Consider the following 18524-nt stretch of genomic DNA (forward strand, 5'->3'; position numbering starts at 1 on the left):
CTCGGCAACAGCGGTAATAAAGTGTTACTTTATCAGGAGTCTAAAATGGGAAGTGAAAGAGTCGGAAATAAGAAGATCATAGAAGAACTTGAGTATGTAAAACCCAGATTCGTACCAAATATACTAATTTCAGGATTAGTCCTTTTAGCACTTCTGGTTGCAATATATTGTGGGTTTATATCGAAACAGTTACCTGACTTTTCAGCATATTCCACTGTCTTACTCTTGCTCCTCTCTTTTATCATTTGTGTCACTGTTACGCCCAAAAACTACACCGTTGGTTTCCTTACGTCATTGTTACCTTTCGTCATTGCCTGGCGTGTTGGTGCCATGAATAACGTCACCCCCGTGATGGCGATAAGCTCAGTGGGTATGTTCTTTTTTGCTATACAATTTTTTGATTGTATGCGCAACGATCAAAAAAATTATAAAAAAGATGGCGGTCTCGGAGACATACAATGGCAAATGACGATTGTTCGCATTTATTTCGCTTTTAATGAAGTCGGGCACTGCACAGAGAAACTGTTTGCGGGGATGGGATCTTTCCAGAACCTGGAACAGGCATTCATCCGCTATGGTTTACATTCAAATACCGCTGGATATGTGATTTTTGCAGGATTATGTGAACTCGCATTAGCTATTGGCGTTGGGTTCGGATTCCTGACCCGCTTGGCGGGGCTGGGTGGATTCCTTTATATTCTCAGCGTTAATCAATTTGGCGGACATTTCTTTAATGGGTACACATGGAATATTCGTGCATCCGGCGGCCTTAGCAACGGTGGATGGGAATATATAGTGTTGTTACTGGTATTTTTCGGGAGTTTCACCCTCTCTGGCGGTGGCAAATTCTCACTGGATCACTGGTTAATTCGTCGTAACCTGATGCCTTCATTTCTTATCCCGCTATGCCTGAGTAAGGCAGCTCGGGAAGACGCCATGGCGAAAAAATAATTCGCGCCCCCGCTCGTCATGAGCGGGGTATCTTGCAACCTTCGCTGAATTACTACTCCGCCGTTTATTGGTGCAGTTTCCCCTTGGCATCCATGGCAATCAGCAGCACGGATGAAAGGATAAGCAGCGTGCCAAGCCAATCCGGCAGCGTAAACGTAATGCCCAACAGCAACAAGGATAGCACTGCGCTGGTCAGCGGCTCCGCGCAGCTAAGAATGCTGGCCTTCTGGCCGCCAATCAGCGATGCGCCCTTGAGATACAGGCTAAACGTCACGGCAGTGCCCACGATAATCAGATAGAAGAAGGCAAACAGACCCAGACCGTTAACTGCAATGTTCTCTTCCGGCAGCAGGAAGAACGGCATCATCGATACCCCTGCAATAAACATGCTCCACCCCACCACCAGCAACGTGCCGTGTCGGGATATCAGGCCCGAGGAGTAGGTAGAATAAAAAGCGGCAGCAAAGGCGGAAGCAATCCCCCAGATCAACGCCGCAGGCGAGATCGACAGCGACGTCGGATTACCGTGCGTCACCAGCAAAAAAGTGCCCGCCAGCGAAGTGAGTATTGCGGCACACACAAACATACCCGGCAACTTTTTCCGCGTCAGCGCAAACCAGGTGACAATCACCGTTGGGGAGAGAAACTGAAGGATAGTCCCGGTTGCCGCGTTTGATTTTTCAATCGTGACCAAAAAGGTAAACTGCACCGTCAGCGTACCGCACAGACTGAAAATAAAGAGCTTGGTGGCCTCTTTCTTCTCGCTGAACACGCTAAAAACCGGCTGGCCTTGCAAGAAACCGAGCATTAACAGAATGATGCCGGAAAACAGCAGGCGCGACATCGTCAACCAACCGGCGGAAATATGCAGGTGCTCCATCAAGTATTGAGCACAAACACCAGAACTGCCCCACAGAATGGAGGCGATTAACACGTATAACATGCCTTGTTTGGCAAGACTCATCACAACCTCATGGCGGAATAAAACGGAGTAAGGCGACACCCATTAATCACGTCCACAGCACGCAACCAATACGCTATCGCCCTATGCCCTACACCATAACAGAAAATATACCCTAAATAATTCAAGTTGCAGGAAGGCGGCAAGTGAATGACAAATCTGTCTGGAACAGATTTGAACAGCGCTTGCGCTGGCCCACAGGGTGAATCTCAGGGATGAGATTCATTCATCCCCAGAAGCTTACTCAGGTAAGTGACTGGGGTGAGTGAACGCAGCCAACACACCTGCAACGTGAAGCATGACGGGTATAGACGGCCTTTTCGATAAGTCAGCCTAAAAAATCATACCCATACACCAGGTTATAGTGCTTTTAGCAATGCGAATGCCTCTTTCATCCGATCTTCGCTCACCACAAAGGCGCGCAGCTGCCCCTCAGCATCCATACCCTGTGCCACCATGCCCTCCGGCGCAGTGGCAATCTGCCAGCGTAAGTCACCGCGGCCCGATTCTCCGGCCAGATGTAACGGCAGCGCCAGCGTTTTTACCTTCACCAGCATGGCGGGCAGTGCGAGCGCGGTGCTAACGCCAAGCAGCGTTTTCGCCAGTGCGATAGCGCTTAGCTGGATCGGTTGCAGAAAGGGGCGTACTTGCCCTGCAATCTCGGCGCAGTCGCCTAACGCATAGATATCTGCCTGGCTGGTTTGCAGCGTGCTGTCTACCACCACGCCGCGTCGGGTGACAATCCCGGCGCGTTGCGCCAGCGTTGTTTCCGGGCACAGGCCGGTCGCGGCCACCACCACATCCACGTCACTGATGCGATCGCCATCGAATCGGGCACGAATGCCTTTCTCAGTCTGTTCCAGCGATTGCAGTTTTGCTTTCAACAACAGATGCGTTCCCATATCGACCAGACAGTGTTGCAGGCGGCCACTCACCTCCGGCGGCAACAACGTCGGCAACACGCTGGCAGCGCAATCAGCCAGCGTAACCGCCTTACCGGCACGGCAAAAATCCATCGCCAACTCGGTACCAATCAGCCCTGCGCCGACCACCAACACCCGCCGCGCATCCTGCAACTGCGCTTCACACGCACGGTATTCTTGCTGGCTGTTCAACGTCAGCATCAGCTCATGCCCCGGAACCGAAGGCACCGATGCGGAGGCCCCCGTTGCCAGTACCAGCTTGTCGTAGCACCATTCGCTGTCGTGACTTTTTACGCGATGCTGTGCGACATCGATGTCGGTGATCCGGGTATTTGGGTAGAGCCGTAGCTGATATTGCTCAGCAAACGCCCCCATCGACTGGCGCGTCAGATCGTCGGCGCATTGCCCTTGGCTTATCACATGGCTGAGATCGGGCTTGTTATATTCATCCATGCTGTCAGCAGCAATCAACGACAGCGGGATCGCCGTATCCTGCTTGCGAATATGCTTCACCAATTGGCGCGCCGCGAAGCCTGATCCGATAATAACGATACCGTGACTCATACAGCCTCCACCGCCAGTTCATCAAATACCGCCTTACCCAGGGAACATTCCGGGCACAGGAAACTGTCTGGCACCTGGCTCCACGGCGTTCCGGGTGCCACATCCTGCATCGGCTCACCGCGTGCCGGGTCATACACCCACTGGCAAACGCTGCACTGCATCTGTGGCCCCAGATCGGCAGCCGCGTTGTCAGCACAAGCGCAGGCGTCCGGTTGCGACGTTGCGCGCACCGCTTCTGGCAACGGTGAGAGTGCCCACTGGCGACCAATTTCACGCCCGTGCTCACGGCACATTTCCAGCGCATCGATATCGGGACGCCATTTAGCCTTCAACGCAAGGGTGGTTTCGAAACCGGCATCCATCAAACGCGTTTGCACGCGATCGACCGCGCCGCCGTTCCAGCCATAGCTGCCGAAAGCAGACGCTTTTTTGTTACGAAAACGCAGCCCTGTCAGCTCCTCCAACATGCCCGCCACTTTGGGCATCATAACGTTGTTCATGGTGGACGATCCCACCAGAACCCCCTTGGAGCGGAACACGTTAGTCAGAATATCGTTTTTATCACTGCGCGAAATATTGAAAATTTTCACTGCAACACGCGGATCAACGTCGTTGATGCCCTGTGCGATAGCGTCCGCCATCATGCGCGTATTGTTGGACATGGTGTCGTAGAAGATAGTGATGCGATCTTCCTGATAATCCGCCGCCCACTTCAGGTACAACTCCACGATTTGCGTCGGGTTGTCACGCCACACCACACCGTGTGAGGTAGCAATCATATCAACTGGCAGATTAAAGCCGAGGATCTCCGTGATTTTCGGCGTCACCAGTCGGCTGAACGGCGTCAGGATGTTGGCGTAGTAGCGCTGGCACTGCTCAAACAGTTCGGTCTGGTCAACTTCGTCGTTAAACAGACGCTCATCGCAGTAGTGCTGACCGAATGCGTCGTTACTGAACAGCACCGCATCGCCCGTCATGTAGGTCATCATGCTATCCGGCCAATGCAGCATCGGCGTTTCCACAAACACCAACTGTTTACCATTGCCAATATCCAGGGTGTCGCCGGTTTTCACCACGTGGAAGTGCCATTCCGGGTGATGGTGATGACCATTAATCGAATCAATAGCATTGGCGGTGCAGTAGATAGGCGTATTGGGAATCTGCGACATCAGCTCGGTTAACGCGCCCGCATGGTCCTCTTCTGCATGGTTGATAATGATGTAATCAATCTGCGCCAGATCGATTTCTGTGCGCAGGTTCTGGACGAAATCACGGCTGAACTTGTGATCCACCGTGTCAATAAGCACGTTTTTCTCTTCGCGAATCAGGTAACTGTTATAGCTGCTGCCGCGCAAGGTTTTGTATTCGGTGCCGTGAAAATCGCGCACTTCCCAATCACGCAGTCCTACCCAATGGATGTTGTTCTTTACATGAATAGCCATATCAACCTCAAATTATGCGGTAATGCGAATAAGATAGTTGGGCTATATCAATTGGCATGCCATGTTTTTAATTTAATGTTTTTAAAAAGATTTATCACATTATCTAAAAATAAACATGTCATAATGACTATACTTATTATGGTCATTATGACACTATTTATTGTCAATTTGACTATCGGGGGGGTAGCCATGAGTTTTTCCGTTAACGTCCTGGCGAAGATTGCCATTGAGCTACAGAGTGGCATCGGTCATCAGGATCGGTTTCAGCGCCTGATTACCACCCTGCGTCAGGTATTAGATTGTGATGCCTCCGCCCTGCTGCGCTATGAAACACGCCAATTTATCCCTCTGGCCATTGACGGTCTGGCATCGGACGTGTTGGGCCGACGCTTCGCGTTGGAAGCGCACCCACGACTGGAGGCGATTGCGCGCGCGGGCGATGTGGTGCGTTTCCCCGCCGATAGTGATTTACCCGACCCCTACGATGGATTGATCCCCGGACAGGAAACGTTGAAAGTGCATGCCTGTATCGGCTTACCGCTATTTGCCGGGCAAAATCTGATCGGCGCGCTCACCCTTGATGGACTGGTTCCGGATCAATTCGATACCTTTAGTGATGAGGAATTGCGTCTGATCGCCGCGTTAACCGCAGGGGCTTTTAATAATGCGCTGCTGATCGCCCAGTTGGAAAACCAAAACATCCTACCCGCTGCCGCTCCCGCCTTTGAAAAGGCCGCGCACACAGAGATGATTGGCCTCTCTGTGGGTATGACCCAGCTAAAAAAAGAGATTGAGATCGTCGCGGCGTCCGATCTTAACGTGCTGATCGGCGGGGAAACCGGCACCGGAAAGGAGCTGGTCGCTCAGGCTATTCATCAGGGATCTGCCCGTTCGGCAAACCCGCTTATCTACCTGAACTGTGCAGCACTGCCTGAAAGCGTGGCCGAAAGTGAGTTGTTCGGGCATGTGAAAGGGGCGTTTACCGGTGCCATCAGCCATCGTAGCGGCAAGTTCGAAATGGCCGATAAAGGCACGCTGTTCCTCGATGAAATAGGCGAACTCTCTCTCGCCTTACAGGCTAAATTGCTGCGGGTTCTGCAATACGGCGATATACAGCGCGTGGGTGACGATCGCAGTCTGCGCGTTGATGTGCGCGTGCTGGCGGCAACCAATCGCGACTTACGCGAAGAGGTGCTGGCAGGGCGTTTTCGTGCCGACTTGTATCACCGCCTGAGCGTATTTCCACTTTTGGTGCCTCCCCTGCGCGAACGCGGCGAAGATGTGATTCTTCTGGCAGGCTATTTCTGCGAGCAGTGCCGCGTAAGGCTGGGATTGACCCGTGTGGCGCTCAGCCAACGTGCCCACGCCCTGCTGCTGACTTACGCCTGGCCAGGGAATGTACGGGAATTGGAGCATGCCATCCACCGTGCCATCATCCTTGCCCGGGCAGAGCGGCCCGGTGATAACATCGTGCTGGAAGCACACCACATTGCGCAGCAGGGTGCGCCTGAGCGCCCGGTGCAGGAGAGCCAAAGCGTTGCACCAACACCCAACTTACGCCATGCCACAGAAGATTTTCAGCGCACGGTGATTCATCAGGCGTTAACCCAGAACGGACACAACTGGGCTGCCAGCGCCAGAGCCCTCGACATCGATGTTGCCAACCTTCACCGATTAGCGAAACGCTTAGGGGTTAAACCCTAATCCTGCACAGACATCGCCCTGACACAGGGCGCTGTTTGATAATAGAGTGAGAAAATGGAGAGTATTATTTATTGTCATGCTCCATTATTTATCATAGCGAAATAAAAATACCGTTTTTAATTATTTATAATAACGAGATCATCACACTTTCCCTTCTTTGCCACCCCGCGATAAATTTGAAAAAAAAGTACTCTCAAGATATCATTAAATAACATTCTCACCACAATAAGAGCCTGTCTTTGAATATCAAACAACTGCGCTATTTTTGCAAAGTGGTTGAAACGGGAAGTGCCAGCCAAGCTGCAAAAATGCTCGATCTGGCACCTGCCGCAATCAGTATGCAAATTTCAGCACTTGAAAAAGAACTTAACGGTGAGTTATTCAATCGGAGTTCTCGTCCGATGACCTTAACCCGGCTCGGAGAATTTATCTATCAACGCGCACCAGAGATCATCTTCAATATTGAAAAGCTTGAAAAAGATGCCTGGCAATATGTTAACAGCAAATCGATTACGTTGACGCTCGGGTTCGTCCGCTCCGTGATGTTTAACCTGATTCCAGAAACGATAAAATACTTCGCTGACACACACGGACATATCGAAATAAATCTGAAAGAAGTGCTGTCCGAGCATCAGCCAGAATTGCTATTGAACCATGAGCTTGATATTGGCTTCACGCGAGAAATGGATAACGATAATTTCATTGGTCATGAACTCAATCATGAACTGATAATGATTGATCCCCTTATCGAGGCGATCCCTAAAAATCACTATTTAAGCAAGAAAAAATATATCACGCTGCGTGATTTTTGTAATTCCCCGTTTATCATTTTCCCCAGCGACCCTAAAAGCGGTTACTCATTACGCGTATTTGAAAAGTTTGATGAATACGGTATTCGCCCAGCCGTTTCACATCGCGTTGTTGAAATTCATACGGCGTTAGCATTGGTGGGCGCCGGATTAGGCGTAACGCTGGTGGGAAAAACCACCATTCCCAATAACCGGCAAGATATCATCTTCCTGCCGATTGAAGATTTTCGCTGCCTCAGCTATATCTACGCGGTTTATAACCCGAAAAATACCAACCCCAACATCCATGCGTTTATTGATACCATGAAAAAGATCGCTGAATAATACAGTAAAAGGGAAGCATATACGCCGCTTCCCTGGAACTTACATTGATTATCTCACTCGCAAGGGTTAGGCGTCACAGTTTTCCATCGGCTCATCAATAGTGACGACAACCAAAAATGTCAGTAATGAAATGCCCGCCATAAACAGAAACACCGTATTCCAACCGTAATGGTCAAGAATTAACCCGGCAATAAAGGGTGTGGCCGCACCGCCTAATTGCCCTCCCATGTTGACAATGGCATTGGCAACCGGGAATTTATCTTTTGCCACGAAAGACATGGGGTAGACCATGTAGGCAGAGAACCCAATGCTCAACAACAAACCGGTCATGAACAGCAGCAAGGCGCACAACGCTGGGTTCGCAGGCATATAGAGCAGACACAGCATCATTACCGATGTCGACACTGCCGAGAGCAACATGCCCGGTTTTCTGCGTTTATCCAGCAGCGTATCAGAGAGAAGGCCGCCCAGCAGATTACCCAGCACCGCACCAACCCAAGGTGCCGCAGAGACAAACCCCATCCCCACCACCGACAGGTTCTTTTCCGACAGCAGATAGGTAGGGATCCAGGCCAGCAACAAGCTGGAAATCCCTAGCTGACAGCAATAGCCCAGACCGCAACCAAACACATTCCATGAGCGATACACTTGCTGGGTTGTGGTGACTTTAGGGGTATTGCGTACCCGAATAAACCTGTCCAGATAAGGTATCCGTTTGTAGGCTTTCTTCTCCTGCACCTGCGCTGTGGTCTGCTTTTCACTGATGATGTCGACTTCCTGTTGGTTAACGAAGCCGGACTCAGCAGGCTTGTCCTTCACAAACAGATACCACATCACCGGCAGGATCAGCCCTGGCAGGGCAAAAAATATAAAGACCTCTTTCCATCCCCAATGCATGATAATAAACGAACCGATGATCGGTGTTATCACCGGGCCCAGCTTGATAGATGAGAGAAAAATACCCGAGGCGATGCCCTTCTCTTTTGACGGAAACCAGTTGTTAATGGTGGAGGTTACTCCAATAGGCAGTGGGCCTTCAGCAATGCCTAACAACACCCGGCATATTTTCAGTTGCAAGATGGACCCGGCAAATCCCGTCAGCGCGGTCGCAATAGAGGTGAGGATCATGGATGACGTGAAGACCCTTCGCACACCAAAACGTGTAATCAACCAGGCTGAAGGGATCTGGATAAAGGCATAGGCCAACAGAAACAGGCTGACAAGCGCGCCAGCTTCCGCATTGGTCATGGTAAATTCTTTTCTGATAAACGGCAGTGCTACCCCTAGATTAGCCCTGTCTGCTGCCGCAATGGTATAAATCAGGAAAAATAAGAAAGCGACCCACCACCGATGATGAGTCGGTTTAACCCCTGATGCTGCCTGTTCTATATTCAGATTCATGTTCAAAACCTCATTTTACATCGAGATAATCAAAGACGCGGTTCAACTGCATCAATTCCGCTGTTGTCGCACCATTGAGAATTTTATTTTTATAGTTATTTTCTTTTTCCTCTCTCTCATCGGAGAGTTTTATAACATTATCAATCTTTTCTCGCTCAATGACGACCAGACCATCCGAATCGCCGACCACAATATCACCCGATCGGATAATACAGTCATCAATAATCAATGTTTCATTGAACGTGCCTGGTTGTTTTTTCTCCGTTCCTCGAATAGAGATTCCTCGGGCAAAGACAGGAAAGCCAGATTCAATAATTGCATCGCTGTCTCTGACCGCGCCATTAACCACCAGTCCCGCCAGGCCAATATGCTGCGCTTGCGTCGTCAGTACATCGCCCCAAATACCGGCCCCCGTAAATCCATCACAATTAATAATCAGCACATCCCCTTTCTTTGCATGCATTAAGGCGTAATGCACCATCAGATTATCGCCGGGACGCATATGTAACGTTAATGCCGACCCCGCCATTTTCATACCGCGCGCCAGCGGCTTTATGGCTTCAGACAATGCCCCAACGGCCCCTTGCGCTTCATAAATGGTGGCGCTTCCCAGTCGAATTAAATGTTCGACCACGGCATCAGTCAGCGTATTTTTATTTTTCACGATATGACCTTATTTATAAAGAGGGGTTGCGTTGTAGCAGGTGATAATTATGCTTTTTCCTGGCGTCAGAAATAGACATTCCGGCCAGAGCATCATGAACAATTTGCTCTTCAATAGCTTTCATTTCCAAGGCGCGTTCAATGACTTGAGCAATATGTTTTTTACCGATCACGACCGCACCATCAATATCGGCCACCATCAGGTCACCCTGATTCACTAGTACACCACAAATATTGACAGCACCGGCTACCGCGGCAACCTGAACCCTGTCTTTGCCCGTACGCATATAATTACCGCAGGCATAGATCGGATAATGTGAATTTATCGCTTCATCGGTGTCACGGCTTACACCATGAATAATGGTTCCGGCAATACCTTTAGCTGCCGCCACCTGACTTAAAATGCCGCCCCACACGGTACAATCCAACCGGCCAGCATTATCAATAACAACAACATCCCCTGGCTTAACCTGATCGATATAATCGCCCACCGAGCCAGGATTATCGGGATCGACAGGAACATAACGGACCGTCCAGGCCCAGCCTGCTATTTTTTTATTTCCTGTAATTGCCTTCACACCCAGTAACGTGCCAGGCAAAGAAAAGAAATCAAGCGCATCAGCAAGTTCCGGCGTCGTCAGTATGTTGGCCTTTGCTAAATATTCAGTATCATTCATTGCGAACCTCGGTATAAACACAAAATCATTTCGCCATAAATATCTGAAATAACCATACTGGCCGCAACGGTGCATCACTTAACCTAAGTTAAGAAAAAATGAACATGATAAAAAAACAGCAATTTCACATGATAAAACAAACCATAAAACCGATTAAATTCATAACATTAAAATAATTTGATTATATAAAAATAATTTAAACCTTCGATGGCAATAACTAAAATGTGATCCGCTGAAAAATCTTTATTCTCGCTAGACCGGACACAGCGAGATAAAGTCAGGTTAGGTTATAATTCGTTCATACGACCAGAGGCAGCAACCTTTCCCCCGTTATTCAGAGGCGATCATGACAGTGAATGAACTGGAATCATACACACTGCAAGCCATTCCTCAGCCGGACACCTATGCGAGTGTGCAGAGCCCCCCTCTTACTGATGAAACCCAGAGAGAACGCTTAAAACGTGTCTTGCTGGGCATGCAGCAGCAGGATCTTGATGCTTTGATTATCTATGCCGATAAAGAGCATGGCGGCAATTTCGAATACCTGAGTGGATTTATTCCCCGCTTCGAAGAGGCACTGCTGATCGTCGCAAAAAATGGGGCAGCCACCTATGTCATGGGGAATGAAAATCTCAAGCTGGTGCCTCCGCTCGGCTGCGGGGAACCGTTTTGCACGCGCCCTGCTTCTCACTGCCCGATCAACCCATACCGCCCGATTTCGATTTCACCGCGTTGCTTGCGCAGTCAGGCATTCCGTGTTGCCAGCGAGTCGGCATTGCTGGCTGGAAACACCTGACGTTTAACGGGCCTTCAGGCCAGGCCCTATTTGATATTCCACACTTTATTTATCAGAGCATTCGGGACGCACTGCCCTGCGCCGCCACGTTGGTGAATGCCACCGGTATTTTTATTTCTCCCCACGGAGGTGCCCGCACCATTAACAACGCCAACGAGCTGGCGCACTATGAATACGGGGCAAATCTGGCCTCCACTGCCATGCTGAATGCGCTCAATGCAATAGAGATAGGTAAAACAGAAAAAGAGATTGCTGCACTGCTGGCTGCCGAAGGGCAACCGCATACCGTGGTGACCATCGCAGCCACTGGCGATCGCTTTGAGCAAGCTCGGCTTTATCCCGGCGATAAAAAGATAGCGCTGGGTGACAAATTTTCCCTCACCACCGGTTTTAAAGGCGGGCTCAGCAGCCGAGCGGCCTATGTGGTAAAACATCGCGAGATGCTGCCAGCCAAAACCAATGACTATCTGGAACGTGTCGCCATTCCTTATTATCACGCCGTGGTCTGCTGGCTGACCGCGCTTCGCGTCGGTATCACGGGCGGGGACATATACGCGTTAATCGAGGATGTTCTGCCCAAAGAGCGGTTTCACTGGCATCTGAATCCGGGCCATTTAGTGGCGGATGAAGAGTGGCTCTGTTCTCCCATCAGCCAGAATTCGCCCGTTGCGCTCGCCAGCGGTATGCTGTTGCAGATCGACATTATCCCTTCGGTCGCTGGCTATGCAGGTGCCAGCATTGAGGACACGGTGGCACTGGCTAACGCAGACCTGCGGGCCGAATTGGCCTGCACGTACCCGGCGCTGTGGCAGCGTATTCTCACACGCAGAACGTATCTGGAAGAGGTATTACACATTCCATTGCATGCCGATGTCCTGCCGATGTCCAACACCGTCGGTTATTTGCGTCCTTTTCTGCTGGATAAGCAAAAAGCATTGGTCTGTGGGAGATAATGCCCCTGCCGCCTATGCCCTTCTTGGGTTCAGTCACTGTGGGATAGCGTGTTTGCTATCCCTAGTGTTGTCTAAGACTAATCGTTAATAAATGCACTCACGATGTCAAAAACATAAAATTGAATTTTGAAAGAAATCAGAGGGATTATGTCATTCAGTACAGGCTCGTTCTGCACTTTGCATAAGGATGCGCCATGTTTAGTCATATCCCGAGTCACAGCCCATCGCTGCCACCCCCTCTCCCCCTGAAAACAGAGCAACTTAATCCTCATGATGGCCGAGATACAGATGGCAAACCAAGCCCCTCTTGCAGAAACGTCACGGAAAGCCTCAGTCTCATTGCAAACAATGCGGCAACACTCACTCGGCATCAAGGACAAGAAACCGCGGCCCCTATCAATAATCCAACAGGTTTAATAACGTATATTTCCATTGCTGAAGGGCAACATTTGAAACACCTGAGAAATTTTGTAGATTCTTCTTACAAAATTTCAGGTGCTATTAATGATAAGGAACAGGTTATTCTGCAACTGAAAGACATCTACTCAGAAGAGTATCTCAATAAATCAATTGCTGGCCCTGATGAGGATATGGATGAATTAATAGACTCCTTTAACAAGCAAAAACTGTATGAGAAATTTCATTTCATTGACCTGTTCTCGATTTATGATTACGGTAAGGATGGCTACGTAAATATCAATAAAACCTTATTAGCCCTTCCACCAGGCGCCCTTAGACCGCCGCATATTATTCAACTGGCGTTAACCCTACACCACTTGGCCATGAAACAAGCCAATGATACTGAGTATTTCAGCAATGCCGTTCCCCTGTTCAGAGGAGAAGTGAGAAAAAGTGAGTGTTTTGAGAATATTGAAGAGGGTGATACGTTTTCCTCACCCATCTTCTTCAGTACTTCCGACGACCAAGAAGTTGCTGAATCCTTCCTCGGAGATAGGGAAGCGCTACGGGAGGGAGAAATAAATGTACTTTATACTATAGAGAAAATAACACCTTACTCCGGTGCACATTTATCAGACATCATGGATGATAGAGAAAATGAATTTCTATTCCTCCCTGATATAAAATTCATCATTACGGAAAAAGAGTTTAACGATGAGGATAGCACCCTCAATGTAACGATGAGCCAATTACCTATTAGCAAAAACATTTTTTTCGATCAGCTAAATACATTGATAAAGCAAACCGTATTTGCCGGTGATGTTACAAAAAAAATGAGTGACATGACATTAACCCCCTCTGGCATGGGCCACCGAAACCTTGACGAATACCTGGCAACAGTAAAAACGCCAGACCACGCTATGATGTTATTGCATCAGATCAATAAAGAAGCATCGATACGCGCTAAAACCGCAGTTAAACACACGCTGGATGCTATAAGTCATGAAGCAACAACAAGTAAGAAAATGAAAATCGATGAAGCGATAAAGCCGCCTGCATTGTCACCGCTCACTGAGCAAGATAAAAACAGGGAAATAGCGTACCGGTTGAAAAAGCTAAAAGCGTTTAGGACTGCCTTAGACATGAGGAAAATAGAACAACGGCTTAGTGCTATCCGACAGTTTAATCTCGACAGCTATGCTGCTGAGCAAGGCAGAGGAGCAAGTCGCGAGCAGGGTATGCCATTACCTTCGCCGCCGCTGCCAAAACAGTAACCCCGGTAGGGCGTAAACAACGGTATCTGGCCCGCTCCGATAACCAAGCGGGCCAGTCACATCAGGCTATCAGCACTTGATCACGGCACGGCCTCGCACCTTGCCCGTCAATAAGGCTCCGGCAACATCAATGGCCTGCGTCAACGGGTACTCCGTCGTTAACGCAGCCAGTTTTGCCATCGGCAGGTATTTGCAGGCCTTTTCCCACAGCGCCGGACGTTTTTCCGTGCTGACCATCACGCTGTCGATACCTTGCAGGGTCACGTTGCGCAGGATAAACGGCGCAACGCTTGCCGGGAGATCCAACCCTTGCGCCATACCACAAGCAGCAACAATGCCGCCGTACTGAACGCTGGCACACACATTAGCCAGCGTATGGCTGCCCATGGTATCCACCGCCGCCACCCAGCGCTCTTTTTGCAGCGGTTTACCCGGCGCACTCAGCTCGGCACGATCGATAACCTCACTCACCCCAACGTCATTGCGCAGCCAGTCAGCTTCTGCCGGGCGCCCCGTGGAAGCCACCACCTGATACCCCAATTGCGCCAAAATAAGGGCCGCACAGCTGCCTACGCCGCCGCTGGCACCGGTGACCAACACCAGGCCATCAGCCGGTTTCACCCCGTGGTTTAACACGGCCTCGACGCAGAGCATCGCGGTAAACCCAGCCGTACCAATCGCCATCACATGTCTGGCGTCTGAACCTTGTGGCAACGGTGCCAACCACTCTGCGTTCACGCGCGCCTTACCCGCCAGGCCACCCCAGTGTTTTTCCCCAACGCCCCATCCGGTCAACAGCACCTTGTCACCGGCTTTATACGCTGGGTTAACGCTCTCTATTACCGTGCCAGCAAAATCGATACCGGGCACCATCGGGAATTTACGTACGATAGGACCGCGCCCCGTAATCGCCAGCGCATCCTTGTAATTGATGGAGGAGTAGTCGATGGCGACAGTAACGTCACCTTCTGGCAATGCACTTTCCTCTTGTGCCACCAGCGCCGCATGATAATTGCCTTCAACTTTGTCGATCACGATTGCATTGAACATGTAAACCTCGTCTCCGTATCGTTCGCCCACCGGGGGAACGCAGCCGTAAAATTCATCGAATTAATTATTGACCGATCGTCTATAAATTAATACCACGGTAACTGTCATCACGGTGCGTTTCAAGCGCAGCGCAGCAACCCGCATTGAAGAGTGAGAAAAGTTTGTTATTTATCAATTTCACGACGGTGAAAAGCACGCTGCTGTCAGCGCGATATTTCATCATCCGAGTGATAACCAAGGGCCTGGGAAAAGAAGTACCAGAATTCGTTTAGCGGCTGTGTGGACTGGTATAGCTTGGCTCTCATCACTGCCCCTTCCCAACCGCTCCAGAACATCTCGGCCAACTGCTCGGGTGGCGTCGCCGTGCGGATTTCACCCGCGATCAGTGCTGCCTGCAAACAGGTTTCCACCAGCCGTTGCCATGCGTTGAGAATCTGCTGCAACTGTCCTCTGAACGCATCGGGTAACCCGGGCGTTTCCTGCATCAAATTACCCACCAGGCAACCCCGGGTGAAGGCGTATTTCTGCATGCCTCGGCCAGCATCGGCCACAAAGCGGCTAAGCCGTTTCATCGGCGTCACAGAGGCATCCGACAGAAATTTATTCAGCTTATGTTGAAAGAAGCTGTCATAGGACGCGAGCACCGTGCGCCCATAATCTTCTTTATTTTCAAAATAGTAATAAAAAGAACCTTTGGGTACACCGCCGTTTTTCACGATGGCATCAATGCCCGTGGAGAGAAAGCCGTTTTGCGTCAGCAACGCCAACCCGCTACGAATCAGCACTTCGCGCGTGTCTTTATAACTCGCATCGGTTTTTGGCGGCCGACCTCTGCCGCGTGGCGCAATATCCGTACTCACTTCAGCCTCCTGAGATCCAACGGCTAAAATCATACACCCATGACCCTCATTTCACTATGACCGGCACGGAGGGGCTCTGTCTGGTACGGCAAGATTCAACCCAGTATGACATAAAGCAAGAAATCGATAATACAAGATAATATTTCTCATTCTCATCATTATTCCTGCGATAAACTACGCTCTGGTTTCCCTGGCCCCGATGATGGTTTCACATGCAACGGCACAAAAAAGTGCAGCCTGCCTGGCATTACTGGCAGTGCTACTGCTGTTCGTCGCTCCGGTGATATCCAAGGGGCGCGCCGAGCGTATGCCGTTACCGCAAACGCGCGAAATGGCAATCCATCATCACAGCGCAACGCCTGCAGCACATCACCACACCGCCATGATGCAGGAAGAAGGGTTCGCCTGCGGCTATTGCGAACTGCTGGTGCATGTGCCCTTTATCGGCATTATCTTTATCCCTATGGTGTGGCTGATGGTCCTGTTAGCACGGGCACCGCCGCTACCCCGTGTTTTGCCTCCACGTAGTCCCCCGCTTGATGCCACGCATCTTCCGCGCGCGCCGCCACGTCTTCACCTGTCACTCGCAGCATAAATCTCCTTTTTCACAGTAACCGGTTATCGGATTAACACAGTGGATACATCGTGCCCGTAGCGCTCGTGCTTATGGACCGGGGAGATGTCATCTCGTTCGAAATGGGCATCCGCCTTTTTCGCAACGACATACCTTTTTTATCCACCGGGATCAGGTGGCTCCCGATCGTGGCGTTTGTCATACGTACGATCGAAGACAGGTGAGAGTAATGAAAAAAACTAAAATGTTAACCACATCACTGGCGGTAATGTGCACCTTGCCGCTTCAGACAACGGCCAGCGCAGAAAAAACACACCCCCATGATGAAGGGGATGTGATGACAGTGACGGCGCCAGTCTATTCTCCATTAACCATTGCGACCTCCCCCAAAACACCGCGCCAACCCGTGCCCGCCAGCGATGGGTCGGATTACCTGAAAACCATCCCCGGCTTTAGCCAAATTCGCAATGGCGGCACCAACGGTGACCCGGTGTTTCGCGGCATGTTTGGATCGCGTTTGCGACTGCTCACCAACGATGGCGAAATGCTCGGTGCCTGCCCGGCGCGTATGGACGCCCCCAGTTCTTATATCTCGCCGGAAAGTTACGATGTACTCACGCTGATCAAGGGGCCACAGAGCGTGTTATGGGGGCCAGGAAACTCTGCGGGCACGCTGCGCTTCGAGCGGCTGCCCCCTCAGTTCACGCAGGCGGGCGTCAAAGGAAATGTCAGCCTGCTGGCTGCCTCCAACCGTCGCTGGGATAAAAATGCGGATATCAGCGTTGGCAACGAGCAGGGCTATCTGCGGCTGACGGGAAATACATCCCGCGCCAACGACTACAAGGACGGAGACAATCGCCGCGTGCCCTCAAAGTGGGATAAATGGAACAGCGATATCGCACTGGGATGGACACCGGATAAAGACACCCTGCTGGAGCTCTCTGCGGGCAAAGGCGATGGGGAGGCGCGCTACGCGGGGCGCGGCATGGATGGTTCGCAGTTTAAGCGCGAAAGCCTGGGCCTGCGTTTTGAAAAGAGCAACATTGGCCCCCTGCTCGATAAGTTCGAAGCCAGCGCCTATTACAACTATGCCGACCACGTGATGGATAACTTCAGTTTGCGCACGCCGGGCAGCATGTCGATGGGTGGTATGGGTATGGGGATGTCGATGCCGATGGCGATGCGTCTGGACCGCCGCACCGTTGGTGGCAGGATGATGACCACCTGGTTGTGGCAGGATTACCAGCTGCAAACGGGTGCCGATACCCAGTTGAATACCCACCGCAGTTTGGACAACGGCCGTTGGGATAAAGATGCCCGTTTCGACAATTATGGCCTGTTCGGTGAACTGACCTGGGAGGCCAGCGCACAAAACAAGGTTATTGTCGGTACCCGGCTGGATCGTGCGCAGGTCGATAACTTCACCACAGCAGAACAACCCAGTCGCAGCGCCACGCTGCCCGCGGGCTTCCTGCGCGTGGAGCATTCCGTCGCGTCGCTGCCGTTGATGGTCTATGCCGGCGTAGGCTACACCACACGTTTCCCCGATTACTGGGAGCTGTTTTCACCCACTTACGGGCCCGGAGGCAGCGCCAGCGCGGTACCCGGTGCCATCGCGGCCACGATTGATACCTTCAGCGCATCAATCAGGTAGATGAGGTCATCCACAGTGTGTCGGGCAACCAATCACCACGGCCATATCGGCATCGCCATTGGCCAGCTTGGTCAGGTTTTCCGGTGATTCAGAGCTGCTGAATACGATGCGGTAACCGTGCAGCGTATCCATCATAAAGTTCATGATGCAGTGGTTAATCTCCAGCGAAAACGTACTGTTCAGCGCGATGTGTAGCGTCGTTGGCGCATGCTGGCGCAACTGATCGACCTTGCGTTGCAGTTGCTCCGCGCTTCTGACCATCGCCATGATGTCTGGCAGCATCTGCTGACCCTCCGGGGTCAGCGACACGCCCTTGTTGGTGCGGTTGAGCAACCGCAACCCCATGTGCTGTTCCAGCTTTTTGATTTGCGCCGCCAGCGCCTGAACCGTGAGACAAGCGTCATCGGCCGCCGCGGTCAGCGATCCTAACTGGACGATTTTTAAAAAGTGCTTCAGTACCTTGCTGTCCATACGCCACCCGGCTGCCTTGATTCTCCCGTTATAGCAGCCGCCGTTATCCTTTTCAACGCAGCGCAAGGTGTGCA

Annotated in this window: 14 protein-coding genes and 2 pseudogenes; 7 read left to right on the top strand and 9 right to left on the bottom strand. The window is 51.0% G+C overall.

Annotation, left to right across the window (positions count from 1 at the left end):
* Nucleotides 1–45: 45 nt before the first annotated feature.
* Entirely contained in the window at nt 46–951 is a 906-nt protein-coding gene (locus tag K6K13_RS20770; RefSeq protein ID WP_222158656.1) for a DoxX family protein, read from the top strand.
* Between the two features lie 64 nt (nt 952–1015).
* Here K6K13_RS20770 and K6K13_RS20775 read toward each other — a convergent pair whose 3' ends face one another.
* From K6K13_RS20775 to norV, 3 genes are all read right to left on the bottom strand, one after another.
* Nucleotides 1016–1915, bottom strand: a complete 900-nt coding sequence (locus tag K6K13_RS20775) for an EamA family transporter (protein WP_222158657.1) — start codon at nt 1913–1915, stop codon at nt 1016–1018.
* A 356-nt stretch (nt 1916–2271) separates the two neighbouring features.
* Entirely contained in the window at nt 2272–3399 is a 1128-nt protein-coding gene (gene norW / locus K6K13_RS20780; RefSeq protein ID WP_222158658.1) for an NADH:flavorubredoxin reductase NorW, read from the bottom strand.
* The gene (gene norV / locus K6K13_RS20785) at nt 3396–4841 is read right to left on the bottom strand and encodes an anaerobic nitric oxide reductase flavorubredoxin (protein ID WP_222158659.1); all 1446 of its coding nucleotides are present in this window, start codon (nt 4839–4841) and stop codon (nt 3396–3398) included. Before norV ends, norW begins: the two co-directional genes overlap by 4 nt.
* 189 nt (nt 4842–5030) lie before the next feature.
* On the opposite strand from norV, the gene norR reads away from it, so the two are divergent.
* Nucleotides 5031–6545, top strand: a complete 1515-nt coding sequence (norR, locus tag K6K13_RS20790) for a nitric oxide reductase transcriptional regulator NorR (protein WP_222158660.1) — start codon at nt 5031–5033, stop codon at nt 6543–6545.
* A gap of 239 nt (nt 6546–6784) precedes the next feature.
* Entirely contained in the window at nt 6785–7678 is an 894-nt protein-coding gene (locus K6K13_RS20795; protein ID WP_222158661.1) for a LysR family transcriptional regulator, read from the top strand.
* A 66-nt stretch (nt 7679–7744) separates the two neighbouring features.
* Here K6K13_RS20795 and K6K13_RS20800 read toward each other — a convergent pair whose 3' ends face one another.
* The 3 genes from K6K13_RS20800 to K6K13_RS20810 are packed head-to-tail and all read right to left on the bottom strand — an operon-like array spanning nt 7745 to nt 10419.
* Nucleotides 7745–9079 (bottom strand): MFS transporter, encoded by a 1335-nt coding sequence (locus tag K6K13_RS20800; protein ID WP_222158662.1) that lies wholly within the window; start codon nt 9077–9079, stop codon nt 7745–7747.
* A 10-nt stretch (nt 9080–9089) separates the two neighbouring features.
* Nucleotides 9090–9743: an RraA family protein gene (locus K6K13_RS20805; protein WP_222158663.1), complete on the bottom strand. Its 654-nt coding sequence runs from the start codon at nt 9741–9743 to the stop codon at nt 9090–9092.
* 13 nt (nt 9744–9756) lie between these two features.
* A complete protein-coding gene (locus K6K13_RS20810; protein WP_222158664.1) occupies nt 9757–10419 on the bottom strand; it encodes an RraA family protein in 663 nt (220 codons plus the stop codon).
* Between the two features lie 361 nt (nt 10420–10780).
* Between K6K13_RS20810 and K6K13_RS20815 the strand changes: the two are divergent.
* Both K6K13_RS20815 and K6K13_RS20820 read left to right on the top strand, forming a co-directional pair.
* Nucleotides 10781–12168 (top strand): annotated as a pseudogene (locus K6K13_RS20815) (M24 family metallopeptidase).
* A gap of 194 nt (nt 12169–12362) precedes the next feature.
* A complete protein-coding gene (locus tag K6K13_RS20820; protein WP_222158665.1) occupies nt 12363–13841 on the top strand; it encodes a hypothetical protein in 1479 nt (492 codons plus the stop codon).
* Nucleotides 13842–13910: 69 nt separating this feature from the next.
* On the opposite strand, the gene acuI is transcribed toward K6K13_RS20820, so the two are convergent.
* Nucleotides 13911–14891, bottom strand: a complete 981-nt coding sequence (gene acuI / locus K6K13_RS20825) for an acrylyl-CoA reductase (NADPH) (protein ID WP_222158666.1) — start codon at nt 14889–14891, stop codon at nt 13911–13913.
* Nucleotides 14892–15094: 203 nt separating this feature from the next.
* Nucleotides 15095–15784 (bottom strand): acrylate utilization transcriptional regulator AcuR, encoded by a 690-nt coding sequence (gene acuR, locus K6K13_RS20830; RefSeq protein WP_222158667.1) that lies wholly within the window; start codon nt 15782–15784, stop codon nt 15095–15097.
* 166 nt (nt 15785–15950) lie between these two features.
* Between acuR and K6K13_RS20835 the strand changes: the two genes are divergently transcribed.
* On the top strand, nt 15951–16346 hold the full coding sequence (locus tag K6K13_RS20835; protein ID WP_252120369.1) for a DUF2946 family protein: 396 nt from the start codon (nt 15951–15953) through the stop codon (nt 16344–16346).
* A 208-nt stretch (nt 16347–16554) separates the two neighbouring features.
* Nucleotides 16555–17925: pseudogene (locus K6K13_RS20840) on the top strand (TonB-dependent copper receptor); the annotation flags it as partial.
* A 60-nt stretch (nt 17926–17985) separates the two neighbouring features.
* Here the strand turns inward: K6K13_RS20840 and K6K13_RS20845 are convergent.
* Nucleotides 17986–18516, bottom strand: coding sequence for a LysR family transcriptional regulator (locus tag K6K13_RS20845; RefSeq protein ID WP_252120370.1), 531 nt, complete (start codon nt 18514–18516; stop codon nt 17986–17988).
* Nucleotides 18517–18524 lie beyond the last annotated feature (8 nt).

It is taken from the genome of Symbiopectobacterium purcellii (assembly GCF_019797845.1).
Classification (GTDB): Bacteria; Pseudomonadota; Gammaproteobacteria; order Enterobacterales; family Enterobacteriaceae; genus Symbiopectobacterium; species Symbiopectobacterium purcellii.

What these genes read in the sequence shown, in the direction of transcription:
- K6K13_RS20770 (WP_222158656.1), top strand. Translation starts at nt 46, where the DNA reads ATGGGAAGTGAAAGAGTCGGAAATAAGAAGATCATAGAAGAACTTGAG.
- K6K13_RS20775 (WP_222158657.1), bottom strand. Translation starts at nt 1,915, where the DNA reads ATGAGTCTTGCCAAACAAGGCATGTTATACGTGTTAATCGCCTCCATT.
- norW (WP_222158658.1), bottom strand. Translation starts at nt 3,399, where the DNA reads ATGAGTCACGGTATCGTTATTATCGGATCAGGCTTCGCGGCGCGCCAA.
- norV (WP_222158659.1), bottom strand. Translation starts at nt 4,841, where the DNA reads ATGGCTATTCATGTAAAGAACAACATCCATTGGGTAGGACTGCGTGAT.
- norR (WP_222158660.1), top strand. Translation starts at nt 5,031, where the DNA reads ATGAGTTTTTCCGTTAACGTCCTGGCGAAGATTGCCATTGAGCTACAG.
- K6K13_RS20800 (WP_222158662.1), bottom strand. Translation starts at nt 9,079, where the DNA reads ATGAATCTGAATATAGAACAGGCAGCATCAGGGGTTAAACCGACTCAT.
- K6K13_RS20810 (WP_222158664.1), bottom strand. Translation starts at nt 10,419, where the DNA reads ATGAATGATACTGAATATTTAGCAAAGGCCAACATACTGACGACGCCG.
- K6K13_RS20820 (WP_222158665.1), top strand. Translation starts at nt 12,363, where the DNA reads ATGTTTAGTCATATCCCGAGTCACAGCCCATCGCTGCCACCCCCTCTC.
- acuI (WP_222158666.1), bottom strand. Translation starts at nt 14,891, where the DNA reads ATGTTCAATGCAATCGTGATCGACAAAGTTGAAGGCAATTATCATGCG.
- acuR (WP_222158667.1), bottom strand. Translation starts at nt 15,784, where the DNA reads ATGATTTTAGCCGTTGGATCTCAGGAGGCTGAAGTGAGTACGGATATT.
- K6K13_RS20835 (WP_252120369.1), top strand. Translation starts at nt 15,951, where the DNA reads ATGATGGTTTCACATGCAACGGCACAAAAAAGTGCAGCCTGCCTGGCA.